Source organism: Arthrobacter sp. sptzw32 (genome assembly GCF_059089735.1).
The window spans coordinates 305,690-318,710 of sequence record NZ_JBNHEZ010000005.1 but is presented as its reverse complement, the minus strand read 5'-3'; the positions used below and the strand labels follow the sequence as shown (position 1 = coordinate 318,710).

Genomic DNA, 13,021 nt, shown 5'->3' with positions numbered 1-13,021 from the left:
CCGGCCCTGTCAGCTGGCCGGGTGTGCGGTGTGGGCCCTGTCAGCTGGCCGGGTGTGCGGTGTGGGCCCTGTCAGCTGGCCGGGTGTGCGGTGTGGGCCCTGTCAGCTGGCCAGGGCGTGACGGGTGGCTGCCGGGACGTCGAGGGTGAAACCGCAGGCGCAGCGGTAGGTGTCCACACTGGCGGGGGAGCCGGGGTCGGCGGGAAGGGCCGGGGCGATGTCACCGTGGACGGGCTGGTACAGCGGTGTGGCGTCCGGATCCACCAGCTGCATGGGGGCACGGCAGTGCATCCGTGAAGTCATGGTGACCAGCAGTCCCGCGTCCACCGGACGGAGGAAGCTGACCGGAGCTTCTGCCCCTGCTTCCGGCTCGATGGGTGCTGCCGACTGATCTTTTACTGCTGTGGTCACGATGTTCGTCCTTGGGCTTCTTCACGGAACTGCCGGCGTTGGCAGCCCCGCCGCGAACTGCTTGCGGAGGTTCATTTACCGCATAAGCAAAGCATGCTTACTAATAGTTGGACAAATCCGCCCGTGGCGCAGGGCACATTTGCCTTCCCGCTGCCTGCCGCCGAGGCCGTCCGGCGCTGCCCCGAGGCTGTCTATTGCTGCCCGCTGAAGGCGCCGGCCTTGTGCCCCTGGCTCCGCCGGTGCTGCCACTGGTGTGCATGCCAGAGCAGCAGGCCTACGACAGCAATGACCCCGCCCAGCATTGCGTAAGGGGCGAGGGTGAAAATCACGAAAGGCATCGGTGTCCCTCCGCTTGACGGTCCCGTGGTCAGATCGGCATTGAAGGCAGCCGAGACGCCGCCACCCACCAGAAGGGCGGCCAGCAGCCAAAGAATAATGATGAAAGGGTTGACGGCAAAGGATCCGGCGCTTCCCGGCTCTTCCGCGGCTGCGGACGGCGCTTCCTCCGTCACAGTCTGTCCATCCGCATCCACTTCCCGGAATCCGTACGCACCCGCTTGCTGCTCCAAATTTCCCCCCACACGTCGAACCCGCAACTCCGTGCTGCTGGTAGCACCACCCTAATGCCGCCCTTCTTGCCGCATGGCCACGCGGTCCGGCCGGTGTGGCGGGATTCGCAAGACAATTACATGGCCGGACGCCTGGCGAACCCGCTGGCGAAGTCCGCGGAACAGTAAGGCACGGGAGACCCTACCGGTGGCTAGGCTGGCAGCATGACTGCAGACATCTCCGGAGCTACCGCTCTCATCACCGGCGCCAGTGCGGGCCTGGGCAGTGAGTTCGCACGACAGCTTGCTGCCCAAGGCTGCAACCTGGTGCTGGTGGCGCGGAACCGGGCCCGCCTCGAGGAAACCGCGGCGGGCCTGGAGAAGCGCTACGGAATTACGGCTGAGGTGCTGCCCGCGGACCTGACCGACGACGCCGGGGTGGCAGCCGTCGTCGGGCGCCTCTCGGATCCACAGCACCCGGTAGGAATCCTGGTGAACAACGCAGGAATCGGTCTGCTGCACAACTTCGAGGACAACCACATTTCGGAGGAGAAAAAGCACTTGAAGCTGCATGGCGAGACGGCAATGGAACTCACCCACGCTGCAATAAAGGGCATGCTGGAGCGGGGCGGCGGCCGGATCATCAACGTGGCGAGCATCGCGGCGTTCCTGCCCCGGGGCACATACTCCGCCGCGAAGGCCTGGCTGGTGAGCTTCAGCCGCTGGGCCAACCTCACCTACCGCAAGCGCGGCATCAAGGTCACCGCGGTGTGCCCGGGCTTCACCCACACAGAGTTCCACGACCGGATGGGAATGGACAAATCCGTGGCACCCTCGTGGGCCTGGCTGGACGCCGAGCGGGTGGTCCGGGAAGGACTGGCCGACAACGCGCGGGGCAAAGCCGTGTCCATCCCGTCCAAGCGCTACAAGGTGGTGGCGGCGGTGGCCAGGGTAGCGCCGGCAAAGCTAGTGGCGGGACCTGCGCGTAAACCCAAATAGCACCGCCGGGGGGCGCGTGCCCGCCCGCCGGACGGCCACCACCACCGCAATTCCCACCAACGCGCCCACCAGCGTTTCAATACCGCGTTCCAGGATCAGGACGGCGGGGTCCATGGGATCGGCGAGCTGGGTCATCAGGAGGATTACCGGCGTAAAGGAGACCATGGCCAGGCCGTAATGGCGGGCCATAAACAACTCGGTGGTGAACTGGAAGAGAATAACCAGAAGTGCCAGCACCACGGCCTGCCGGACGGGAAGGAATCCTTCCAGGGACCAAGGGCCGGGCAGGATGACGACGGCGGTCACCGCCAGCCCAACGAACGTCCCCACAATGCGGTGGATGCCCCGCCGCACGCTGCTGGGGAGGTCGGCCCCGGCAAGGGGAACCGCGGCCGCGGCCATGGCCCAGTGCGGGTGGCCACTGCCGGACAAGACTCCAACAGTACCCGCGGCCCCCACAGCCAGGACGTACCTGGCAGCGTGCACCAACACCTCCGGTCTGCCGGCGGAGTGTCCTGCGGGGACGCTCCTGACCGCACCCCGCCGCCAGGACCTGCGGCGGATCCAGCCGGCAAAACCCACCATCATGGAAAAGACCGCAGACCCCGCCGCGATCAGCAAAGCCACATGCCAGGGGACCTCTGTAGGTACAGAGGCGCAGGCCCCCAGGGCGAGGATGCCGAAGAACGGCCCGTTGGGTTTGAGCCGAACCCCGTCCGCAAACACCGATCCGACGCCGGCCAGCACCGCTTCGACGGCGACGAGCCACCAGGAATGAAGGTGGTTAACGGACAGGAACAGGCCTGCCGCAACCCCGCCGAGCAGGACCACCGAGGCCTGCGCCTGGTGCCGGAGGCGGAGCTGGTGCGGCTCGGAGCGGCCATACATGCCGGTCAAGGCACCGAAGACGGCGTACATGATGAGTCCGGTGTGGCCCGCGGCCAAAAGCAGGAGCGAGGGGACTGCGACGCTGAGGGCTACCCGCAGGGCCGCAAGGTGGTCCCGGCTGGCCGGTTCCAGCCGATGAAGGGCGCGCACCTGCTCCACCAGAAGCTTCATGCCGCTCCGTCCCTGCTTGTCACCGGATCCCTTCCGGGCAGGAACCTATCATCGGCGGCTTCACCCGGGCCAGCCCGGGACGGGAGCCTGCCTGTTGCTGCACGGCTAGACCTGGGCTGGAGCCTTCCCGGCGGAACTGGAATCCGTGATGTCCTGGGTCTCGAACGGAAGCTCATCGAGGTCGATCAGCGGGTTCTCATCCTGCGTGGCCACCAGTTCGCGGGCCTCTGCCTGGGTGTCCACGCTGGGCATGGAGCCTGGCAGTGGCCGCTGGGCGGATTCCTTGAGGAAGTAGATGGCGACGGCGCCCACCAGTGAGGTGCCCATCAGGTAGTAGGCGGGCATCATGTCGTTGCCGGTGGCGCTGATAAGCGCTGCCACGATGAACGGCGTTGTTCCGCCGAAAATTGCCACTGAGAAGTTGTAGGCGATGCCCATTGCGCCGTACCGGCTGGACGTGGGGAACTGGGCCGGAAGCGCGGAGGCCAGGTTGGCCACGTAGAACGTCACCGGGAATGCGATCAGGGAAAGGCCGGTGAGCGTGGACCAGACGTCGCCGATGCCGATCAGCATGAAGGCCGGGGTTGCCAGGACAACCGTGCTCAGCGCACCGATCCACAGGACGGGGCGGCGGCCGATCCGGTCGGACAGCTTGCCGGTCAGCGGGATGCAGAGGCTCATGACCACGAGAACAGGGATGGTCAGCAGGGTGCCGTGGACTTCGTCGTAGCCCTTGGACTCGGTGAGGTACGTGGGCATGTACGAGGTAAGGGCGTAACCGGCGGTATTGGCTGCGGCAACCAGGATCATGGCGACGATGATGGAGCGCCAGTACGCCTTCACAATTCCCACCGGGCCCTTAACCGATGCTTGGTCGGAGGCAGCGGCGTGCTTTGCCAGCTCTTCCTGGGCGTCCAGGGTTGCCTGGAACTGAGGAGATTCCTCGATCTTGCTCCGGAAGTAGACGGCGATGAGGCCCAGGGGACCGGCCACCAGGAACGGAATCCGCCAGCCCCACTCCTCCATTGCCGCCTGGCCAAGGGTCAGCTGCAGAGCAGAGACCAGTGCCGCGCCGAGGGCGAAGCCAAAGTAGCTGCCCATGTCCAAAAAGCTGGCGAAGAAGCCGCGGCGCTTGTCCGGGGCGTACTCGCTGACGAAGGTGGTGGCACCGGCGTATTCGCCGCCGGTGGAGAAGCCCTGGACGATCTTGAGCAGCACCAGAAGGGCCGCCGCCCACAGCCCGATTTGGGCGTAGCCGGGAAGGAGTCCGATGGCGAAGGTGCTTGCCGCCATGATCATCAGGGTGGTGGCGAGGATCTTCTGCCGGCCCATCTTGTCCCCGAGCCAGCCGAAGATCACGCCGCCAAGCGGGCGCGCGATGAAGGTGGCGGCGAAGGTTCCCAGCAGGAAGAGTGTCTGCGTGGTGGGGTCGGACTCCGGCAGGAAAACGGGCCCCATGGTGGTGATGAGGTAGCCGAACACGCCCACGTCGTACCATTCCATCGTGTTGCCCACGATGGTTCCGCCCAGGGCTTTCTTCAGCATGGGCTGGTTGACGACGTTGACGTCCGACTCCTTGAGCCGGCGGCGCTTCAGAATGCTTGGCTTGCGCGGCCCTCTGGCAGCTGTGGCTGGGGTGCCGGGGGGTGTAGCTGGGTTGGTTCCGGAGGCGATGTTCGTGCCTGCGGAAGAGTCGGTGATGCTTCGGTCTGTGGGCATTTGGGCAGCTCCCGTGGAGGTCATTTGCTTGCGACTTGTAGCTGCCCCGCTCCGGGCAGGCCTTCAATTTTACGCGAAGGCTATGGCGCCCGCTGCCTTAATGGCGTAGGGTGGCCCCTTTTCGAAGCGTTTCCGGCCAGCTACACGAAACTTCTTTTCCGGGTTTTCCCGCGCCAGTACTGGGATCGGCGCCGTCCGGCCCCATCGTTACGAAATCTTTGTCCTTTCTGGCGCCCGGAACCCTCTTTCGCCCCGGATTCAGCCGAAAAAGTGATGCCGCCCACCGCGTCCGCAGCCATCCTCCCTGGCTGCCGGGCCGCCGTCGTCTGGGCACTGAAAGCATGGCCGTCCGAGGGGTTCACAGGTGCCGCTCGCTTGCCTATGGTGGAGCCATGGAAACACTTTCTTTCAAGTAGGCAATCGTCTGCGGCCTGGCCACCGCCGGCCGCTCCATCAAACCTTCAGAGGCCTTTGGCCTCTCTTTTGGCAGCACTTCATTTGATTGCAAAGGAAGAACCATGGCTGACGAAAATACTGGCAAGCGCATTGCGCCGGAGCTGGCGGACCACCTTGCGAAGGCAATGGACTCCCCGCCCATGCCTGGTGCGGTTGCCCCGCTGCCTCCGATGGGGGCAGCCGGACAGAGCGGCTGGCCGGACGGCAACGGCAAGCGGCGGCATCCCAAGGACCACGGCGGCAGCCATGGCCGCATGGGGATGGGGGCGGCCGTGACGGCCATCCACCGGACCGGCCGGCCGCAAATGCCGCACTCGTCCTGAAATCGCCGCAGGAAACCAAACGGAACGGGGACACCGGACTTCCGGTGTCCCCGTTCTCTTGCATCCTTCTACCCCGTCAGGCCTCACGGACCACATCGGACGGGTCCTTGTCCACCCGCCAGCCCCGCCACCGCGGGTGCCGAAGCCGCCCTGGGCCGGTCCATTCGCTGTAGGTCACTTCGCCCACGAGCTCCGGTGCCACCCAATGCGCGTCCGAGGAATCGGGGCGCGGAACATCGTGGAACGGAGACGTTTTCCTGCCCAGCCGTTCCACCTTCTGCCGGAGTTCGGCGAGCTCCCGGGTGCTAAAACCGCTGCCCACGCGGCCGATGTACCGCAGCTTGCCGCCCTCGGGAATACCCACCAGGAGTGAGCCCACGGTCTCCTCTCGGCCGCCTTTGCCCGGGCGCCAGCCACCCACCACCACTTCCTGGGTCTGCTCGGTCTTGAGCTTGATCCAGGTGCGGGTTCGTTGTCCGCTCACGTAGCGGCTGTCCGTCCGCTTGGCCATAACGCCCTCAAGGCCGAGTTCCTGTGCGCTTTCTAGGATGTGCTCCACCCGGTCCTCCAGCACCATCGACAGGTCCACCGGGCAGCTGGAGGGGCGGTAGAACCGTTCCAGCCGTTCGCGCCGCTCGGTGAGCGGGAGCCGGCGGAGATCCATCCCGCCGTCGTGGAGCAGGTCGAAAAGGACCAGCCGGACGGGGATGGCTGTACGGGCCTTTGCGACGTCGGCGGCGCGGGTGAGCTTCATGCGTCCCTGCAGCAGCCCAAAGTCGGGTCTGCCGCCCGCGCCCAGGGCCACGATTTCGCCGTCGGCCACGAACGGCTGTTCCGGCCAGCAGGAGCGGTCAGTGAATTCGGGGTAGGTCCTGCTGACGTCATTCCCGTTGCGGCTGAAGATGCGGACCTTTTCCTCATCCGCCACGAGGATTGCCCGCACCCCGTCCCACTTGAGCTCGAACTGCCAGTTGCTGCCCTGCAGGTCTGCGGTGTCCCCGGAGGTGGCCATCATCGGGCCGAAGTCCTCCGGTGAAACAGGGAGCGGGGCGCCGTCCCGGGCAGCACCCTCCCGGGCTGCCGCGGCACTGCCAGTGGTTGCGCGCGCTTTATTCTCCGGTTCCCGGGCGCTCTCCTGGGGCGCCCCGCCGCTCCCGGGCTCCCCGGCATCCTCCTCCGGCCCGGCAGGCAGTGGCGCGTGCCGCCGTCGTCCGCCTTGGTGCTCTTTATCCATGAGGTGGATGAGCCACTGGCCCTCGGAGTCCCCGCCCTGCCCGCGGCCGGTGTGGATCAGCGCCACCTTCTTCGGCCCGCCCAACCCGCCACCCTCGGACCCGTTCAGCGTAACGATGACTTCCCTGCCATTGATCCATTTGTGCAGCTCATATGTGCCGGTGTCCCAGATGGTCATGTCGCCCGCACCGTACTCTCCTTTGGGGATGGTCCCGGTGAAGGTGAGGTAGTCCATTGGGTGGTCCTCGGTCTGGACGGCCAGGTGGTTCTTGCCGCCGGATTCAGGGACGCCCTTGGGCAGCGCCCACGACACCAGGACGCCCTCGTGTTCCAGCCGGAGATCGAAATGGAGCCGGCTGGCGTGGTGTTCCTGGATGACGAACGCGTCTCCGGTGCCGGCCGCTCCGCTGAACGGCTCGGGTGTCGCCCTGGGATCGCGCATGGAGCGGTACTTTGTGAGGCGGGGATTACCGTCGTCGTGCTCTTCTTTGTCCGTGCCCCGGGCAGTGGCGGAGCCTCCGCCTGCGGCCCTGACGACGGCGGCGAACGGCTCCGTGCCGTCCTGCACCCTCCGGATCACCTCCTGGTAATCCAGGTGCCGAAGGTTCGGGGAACTGATCTCCTGCCAGGTGCGGGGCGCGGCCACCATCGGTGTGGGGCGTCCACGGAGCGAATACGGGACGATGGTGGTTTTGGCTGCGTTGTTCTGGCTCCAGTCCACCAGCACTTTGCCTCTGCGGAGCGTCTTTTTCATATCGCTGACGGCGAGGTCGGGATGGTCCGACTCCAGGGCCCGCGCCAATTCGCGGGCAAAAGCCGAGATCTGGTCGGAGGTCTGGCTCCGGTCCAGCGCGGCATACAGATGGATGCCTTTGCTGCCGCTGGTCACCGGGACCGAATCCAAGCCCACGTCCTCAAGGATTGAGCGCGCCAGGAGGGCAACCTCCACGCACTCCTCCAGGCCCGCGCCCTCCCCGGGGTCGAGGTCAAGGACCAGGCGGTCGGGATTCAACTGGTTGCCGTGCGAATCCACCTGCCACTGGGGAACGTGGATTTCCAGCGAGTTGATCTGGCCGAACCAGGTGAGCGTGGCGGGATCGTTGACCATCGGGTATTGGATGGTCCGGTCCTTGTGGGTGATGGCGGCACGCGGGAGCCACCCGGGGGCGGAGTCCTCTAGGTTCTTCTGGAAAAACACTTCGCCCGGCTTTTCCGCCGTGCCCACGCCGTTGACCCACCGCTTCCTGGTGGCCGGCCTGCCGGCTGCGGCGGGGATCAGGACGTGGGCCACCGCGGCGTAGTAGGCGAGGACGTCGGCCTTGGTGGTGCCGGTCTCCGGATAGATGACTTTGCCCAGGTTGGTGAGGGTCAATTCCCTTCCCGCAACCCGGACACGCTCCTTAGCTGCGGCCATGGGGCTTCACCTCCGGGGCTCCGTGATGTTGACTTAGGGAATGAGAGCCATCTGGAAAGGTGCCATCGCGTTTGGCCTGGTCAACGTACCCGTAAAGGTCTACAGCGCCACCGAGGATCATGACATCAGTCTGCACCAGGTCCACAATGCCGACGGGGGACGCATCCGCTACCAGCGCAGGTGCGAGGTCTGCAGCCAGGTCATTGATTATTCGGATATCGAGAAGGCCTACGAGGAGGACGGCCGGACTGTCATCCTGGCCAAGGATGAACTCAAGGCCATTCCGGCGGAGAACAGCCACGAGATCGAGGTGGTGCAGTTCGTCCCGTCCGAGCAGCTTGAACCCATGATGTTCGAGAAAAGCTACTACCTGGAGCCGGACTCCAAGTCGCCCAAGGCCTATGTGCTGCTGCGCCGGGCGCTCGAGGACACGGACCGGGTGGCCATCGTCCAGTTCGCTTTGCGGGAGAAGACGCGGCTCGGTGCCTTGCGCATCAAGGACGACACTTTGGTCCTCCAGTCCCTGCTCTGGCCGGACGAGGTGCGCGAAGCGAATTTCCCCTCCCTGGAGGCAGACATCAGGATTTCCCCGCAGGAACGCGACATGTCCGCGGCCCTGGTGGAGTCCATGGCGGCCGACTTCGACCCCGCCCACTTCACGGATGACTACCAGGTACAGCTGCGCCAGCTCATCGAGGCCAAGCTTGAGCAGGGCGACTCCCTGAATACCGAGGAAACGTTTGGCGTCGAAGCCGGCGAGGGCGGCAAGGGTGAGGTCATTGACCTGATGGAAGCATTGAAACGGAGCCTGGACCGGAAACGCGGGAGCGGGTCCGATGCTGCCGGCTCCGGCGCTGAGGACCCGGAGGCTGAGGACGCGGACGCTGAGGCTGGAGGCGACGGCGGAGAAAGCGCCAAGCCGGCGCCCAAGAGGGCCCCGGCGGGCAAGTCCGCGGACACGAAAACCACTGCATCCAGGTCCACTGCCAGCAAGTCCACGGCCAGTAAGACCGCCGCGGCGAAGTCGACGGACGGTAAGTCCAGCACGGCGAAGACCGGTACGGAAAAGTCCACCGCCGCCAAATCCACTGCCACAAAGTCGACGGGCAGTAAAACCACTGCCAAACCTGCGGCCAAGAGCACCACCAGTAAGGCAACCGGCACCAGGGCGCGCAAGCCGGCCTGATGGTGCGCTTGCGGTGCCTGTTCCCTGGATTAGTGCCATGAGTATGAAACTACTAAGCCTGCTTGCTTTCCGGTAGTCGCCGCCTCGTAGCGGGGCTGCCGGCAGCAGGTCCGGCCGTCGTGGTGCTTCGAGCCGTTCCCTTTGAAGCCGTCTCTTTACAGCGGAGTTCGGCGAGTTCACAATGAGTCGCATCGCAGCCTCCGCTGTGCCCGCAGCGTGCTGCCACTCACTGACGAACCACCGTAGAGGAAGGCACAGTCATGACAGATCAAGCAGATGTCTCGGAGGCGGACCGGGCGCTCAAGCAGAAGCACCGCGCTATGTGGGCATCAGGAGACTATCCCGCGCTGGCCAGTGAGCTGCTCCCCGAACTGGGAGCCATCCTGGTGGAAGCATGCGGCATCAATTCACGGCATAGGGTCCTGGACGTCGCCGCCGGGGCAGGCAACGCTGCCATCCCAGCCGCGATGATGGGTGCGAAGGTGGTGGCGAGCGACCTCACGCCGGAACTGTTCGACGCCGGCCGCCACCAGGCAGCGGACCGCGGGGTGGAGCTGGAATGGATGGAGGGGGACGCGGAGGCGCTGCCCTTTGGCGATAACGGGTTCGACACCGTAATGTCCTGCCTCGGCGTGATGTTTGCACCCCACCACCAACCGGCAGCCGACGAGCTCCTGCGGGTGTGCAAACCGGGCGGCACCATCGGGCTCCTCAGCTGGACACCTGAAGGATTCATCGGCAGGATGTTCGCCGCCATGAAACCGTTCGCCCCGCCACCCCCGCCCGGTGCACAGTCGGCTCCGCTGTGGGGGAGCGAGGAACACGTGCGTGAACTCTTCGGTGACAGGATCACCGACATCCAGGCCCGCAAAAAAACGCTCGGGGTCAGCAGTTTCCACCAGCCGGAGGACTTCGTCCGCTACTTCAAGTCCCACTACGGCCCCACCATCTCGGTCTATAAATTCATCGCGGAGGACGGGGAGAAGGTCAAGGACCTGGACAAGGCACTGACAGAACTGGCCGAGTCGTTCGGCGACGCCCACGGCGATGTTCCGTTCCACATGGAGTGGGAGTACCTGCTGTTTACCGCCAGGAAGGCCAAGGGGGCCGGCTGAGCGCCCGTAACGCAGGCGGCCGCCGTCGGGCGTTCCCCTTGATAGGGAGCCCGACGGCGGCCGCCGTTGTCCTGCCTTAGCGGCAGTTGCCGGTGCTGCTACTCGGCGTCGTGGTCAGTTTCCAGGATCTGGACCAGCCGGTCCAGCGCAGTGTCAGCCCCGTCGCCTTCGGCGCGGAGCACCACAACGTCACCGTGTGAGGCGCCCAGGCTCATGAGGGACAGGATGCTCGCAGCGTCCATGGCCTCATCTGCCGGCTCACCTTCACGGGCAATGGTGATGTCCAGGTCGAACTCGCCGGCTGCCTCGGCGAAAATGGCGGCAGGGCGGGCGTGCAGGCCTACGCGGCTGGCGACGGTTGCGGTGCGTTCTGGCATTTTTGCTCCTTATGTCTATCGGAACTGGGCTTCAGTGCCGGACAGGTAGTAGGTGAGGCGGGTCAGACCGTTGCTGGGACGGTTTCCACCGTAGCAGTGGTCTTGGGGGCTGCCCAGCGCTTGAGTGCTACAACAGCAAGCGCGCTCACAATCGTTCCGGCGATGATCGAGACCGCGAACATCAACAGGTTGCCGATGGCGAAGAAGACGAAGAAACCGCCGTGCGGTGCCTGTGATGTGACGTTGAACGCCATGCACAGTGCACCCGTCAGGGCACCGCCCATCATGCTGGCAGGGATGACGCGCAGCGGATCGGCAGCGGCGAACGGGATGGCGCCCTCCGAAATGAAGGACGCACCCAGCAGCCAGGCGGCCTTGCCGTTTTCTCGCTCGGCCAGGCTGAAGAGCTTCTTATCCAGGACAGTAGCCAGAGCCATGGCCAGCGGGGGCACCATGCCGGCCGCCATCACGGTGGCCATGATCTGCCATGGCGCCTGATTGGAGGCACTGCCGGCACCGAGACCTGCCACGGCGAAGGCATAGGCCACCTTGTTCACGGGGCCGCCCAGGTCGAAGCACATCATGAGGCCCAGGATGATTCCCAGGATCACAGCGGACGCACCGGTCATGCTGGACAGCCAGCCGTTAAGGGCGGTGGTGAGGCCTGCGATGGGGCCGCCAAGGAACAGGAACATTGCGCCGGAGGCAACAATGGATGCAAGCAGGGGGATGATGACCACGGGCATCAGGCCCCGCAGCCAGCGGGCGACCTGCCAGGTGCCGATCAGGTGTGCGATGTAGCCGGCCAGCAGGCCGCCCACGATGCCGCCGAGGAAGCCGGCCCCCATGAATCCGGCTACGGCGCCTGCAACGAAGCCCGGGGCGATGCCGGGCCGGTCGGCAATGGCGTAGGCGATGTACCCGGCCAGCGCCGGGACCAGGAAGCCCATGGACAAGGCACCGATTTTGAAGAATACGGTGCCCAGATAGAGGGCCAGGTTCCCGTCAGGGAGGTTGAAAAGGGTGTTGTTGGCCAAAATGTCATTGGCCTTCGTGCCAAGGGCGATGTCGAAACCCGCCAGCAGGAAGCCCAGGGCGATGAGCAGGCCGCCGCCGGCAACGAAGGGAATCATGTAGCTGACACCGGTCAGGAGCGCACGCTTCAGTTTCTGGCCGATGTGCTCACCCTTCTCACTGGCTTCCCGTTCTGCCTGCTCCTCCGCACCGAAGTGGGGGACGCGGCGGGCGCGCGGGTCTGATGCAGCAGCGAGGGCTTCCTGGACCATCTTGGCGGGCTCGTCAATGCCGCGCTTCACGGGGGCGTTGATGACTGGCTTGCCGGCAAAGCGTTCCTTGCCGCGCACGTCCACGTCCACCGCGAAGATCACGGCGTCGGCGGCGGCGATAACCGCCGGGTCCAGCGGCTTGGCGCCGGAGGAACCCTGGGTTTCCACCTGCAGGTCAACGCCGGCTTCCTGGGCTGCGGCCACCAGGGAATCAGCGGCCATGTAGGTGTGGGCGATGCCGGTGGGGCACGCGGTCACTGCCACGAGCCGCTTGGGCCCCCCACCATTGGTTGAGCCTGCCGATGCCGCGTCTGCAGAGCCGGCAGCCGCAACCGCGGACGCACCCGACTGGCCGCTGGCATTCAGCGTCCCGGTGGTCGAGCCTGCTGAAACCGCGCCTGCCGGCACTGCGTCAGCGGGGGAAGCGGCTGCATGGGCGGGCTTGTCCGCTAGTGCGCCGTCCACCAGTTCCACGATTTCTTCCCGGGATGCGGCATTGCGCAGGGCTGCGGTGAAGTCCTTTTTGATCAGGGACCTGGCGAGCTTGGACAGCAGCTTCAAATGTTGCTGGTCCGCGCCGTCCGGGGCTGCGATGAAGAAAATCAGGTCGGCCGGGCCGTCCTTGGCACCGAAGTCCACCTTGGGGTTGAGGCGGGCCATGGCCAGGGTTGGTTCCGTGACTGCTGCGGAGCGGCAGTGGGGAATGGCGATGCCGCCGGGGATGCCTGTGGCGGTCTTCTGTTCGCGGGCAAAAGCATCCGCAAAGAGGCCTTCGACTTCCGAGGCGCGTCCGGTGGCGGCTACTTTGCTTGCCAGGTGCCGGATCACGGCCTCGGGGGTACTGCCCAGGTTCTGGTCGAGGTCGACCAGTTCCGTGGTGATGAGCTGGGTCACT

The 13,021-nt window shown here is 65.6% G+C and carries 11 protein-coding genes; 4 read left to right on the top strand and 7 right to left on the bottom strand.

The features are described 5' to 3' along the window. Positions 1–102: 102 nt before the first annotated feature. Positions 103–411 (bottom strand): hypothetical protein, encoded by a 309-nt coding sequence (locus tag AC5RVN_RS12325; RefSeq protein WP_494138105.1) that lies wholly within the window; start codon positions 409–411, stop codon positions 103–105. Between the two features lie 191 nt (positions 412–602). After that, positions 603–923, bottom strand: a complete 321-nt coding sequence (locus tag AC5RVN_RS12320) for a hypothetical protein (RefSeq protein WP_494138104.1) — start codon at positions 921–923, stop codon at positions 603–605. Between the two features lie 261 nt (positions 924–1,184). On the opposite strand from AC5RVN_RS12320, the gene AC5RVN_RS12315 reads away from it, so the two are divergent. Beyond that, the gene (locus AC5RVN_RS12315) at positions 1,185–1,958 is read left to right on the top strand and encodes an SDR family NAD(P)-dependent oxidoreductase (RefSeq protein WP_494106058.1); all 774 of its coding nucleotides are present in this window, start codon (positions 1,185–1,187) and stop codon (positions 1,956–1,958) included. Here AC5RVN_RS12315 and AC5RVN_RS12310 read toward each other — a convergent pair. Together AC5RVN_RS12310 and AC5RVN_RS12305 are read right to left on the bottom strand one after the other, a co-directional pair. Then, on the bottom strand, positions 1,926–3,017 hold the full coding sequence (locus AC5RVN_RS12310; RefSeq protein WP_494138103.1) for an FUSC family protein: 1,092 nt from the start codon (positions 3,015–3,017) through the stop codon (positions 1,926–1,928). The two genes, AC5RVN_RS12315 and AC5RVN_RS12310, sit on opposite strands and share 33 nt — an antisense overlap. A 105-nt stretch (positions 3,018–3,122) precedes the next feature. Continuing rightward, positions 3,123–4,736, bottom strand: a complete 1,614-nt coding sequence (locus tag AC5RVN_RS12305; RefSeq protein WP_494106056.1) for an MFS transporter — start codon at positions 4,734–4,736, stop codon at positions 3,123–3,125. Positions 4,737–5,254: 518 nt separating this feature from the next. On the opposite strand from AC5RVN_RS12305, the gene AC5RVN_RS12300 reads away from it, so the two are divergent. Beyond that, positions 5,255–5,515, top strand: a complete 261-nt coding sequence (locus AC5RVN_RS12300) for a hypothetical protein (RefSeq protein WP_494106055.1) — start codon at positions 5,255–5,257, stop codon at positions 5,513–5,515. 76 nt (positions 5,516–5,591) lie between these two features. Here AC5RVN_RS12300 and AC5RVN_RS12295 read toward each other — a convergent pair whose 3' ends face one another. Further along, positions 5,592–8,162 carry an ATP-dependent DNA ligase gene (locus AC5RVN_RS12295; protein ID WP_494138102.1) on the bottom strand — a complete coding sequence of 857 codons (2,571 nt, stop codon included), beginning with the start codon at positions 8,160–8,162 and terminating at the stop codon, positions 5,592–5,594. Between the two features lie 40 nt (positions 8,163–8,202). On the opposite strand from AC5RVN_RS12295, the gene ku reads away from it, so the two are divergent. Next, the gene (gene ku / locus AC5RVN_RS12290) at positions 8,203–9,348 is read left to right on the top strand and encodes a non-homologous end joining protein Ku (RefSeq protein WP_494040525.1); all 1,146 of its coding nucleotides are present in this window, start codon (positions 8,203–8,205) and stop codon (positions 9,346–9,348) included. 260 nt (positions 9,349–9,608) lie between these two features. Then, complete coding sequence (locus tag AC5RVN_RS12285; protein WP_494138101.1) at positions 9,609–10,463, top strand: class I SAM-dependent methyltransferase; 855 nt, start codon at positions 9,609–9,611, stop codon at positions 10,461–10,463. Between the two features lie 98 nt (positions 10,464–10,561). Here AC5RVN_RS12285 and AC5RVN_RS12280 read toward each other — a convergent pair whose 3' ends face one another. Continuing rightward, entirely contained in the window at positions 10,562–10,840 is a 279-nt protein-coding gene (locus tag AC5RVN_RS12280; protein WP_079598623.1) for an HPr family phosphocarrier protein, read from the bottom strand. Between the two features lie 62 nt (positions 10,841–10,902). Continuing rightward, entirely contained in the window at positions 10,903–13,020 is a 2,118-nt protein-coding gene (locus tag AC5RVN_RS12275; protein ID WP_494138100.1) for a PTS fructose transporter subunit IIABC, read from the bottom strand. Position 13,021 lies beyond the last annotated feature (1 nt).

Bases quoted from the DNA above. Each gene is read 5' to 3' on its own strand.
- AC5RVN_RS12315 (WP_494106058.1), top strand. From the start codon at position 1,185: ATGACTGCAGACATCTCCGGAGCTACCGCTCTCATCACCGGCGCCAGT.
- AC5RVN_RS12310 (WP_494138103.1), bottom strand. From the start codon at position 3,017: ATGAAGCTTCTGGTGGAGCAGGTGCGCGCCCTTCATCGGCTGGAACCG.
- AC5RVN_RS12305 (WP_494106056.1), bottom strand. From the start codon at position 4,736: ATGCCCACAGACCGAAGCATCACCGACTCTTCCGCAGGCACGAACATC.
- AC5RVN_RS12300 (WP_494106055.1), top strand. From the start codon at position 5,255: ATGGCTGACGAAAATACTGGCAAGCGCATTGCGCCGGAGCTGGCGGAC.
- AC5RVN_RS12295 (WP_494138102.1), bottom strand. From the start codon at position 8,162: ATGGCCGCAGCTAAGGAGCGTGTCCGGGTTGCGGGAAGGGAATTGACC.
- ku (WP_494040525.1), top strand. From the start codon at position 8,203: ATGAGAGCCATCTGGAAAGGTGCCATCGCGTTTGGCCTGGTCAACGTA.
- AC5RVN_RS12285 (WP_494138101.1), top strand. From the start codon at position 9,609: ATGACAGATCAAGCAGATGTCTCGGAGGCGGACCGGGCGCTCAAGCAG.
- AC5RVN_RS12280 (WP_079598623.1), bottom strand. From the start codon at position 10,840: ATGCCAGAACGCACCGCAACCGTCGCCAGCCGCGTAGGCCTGCACGCC.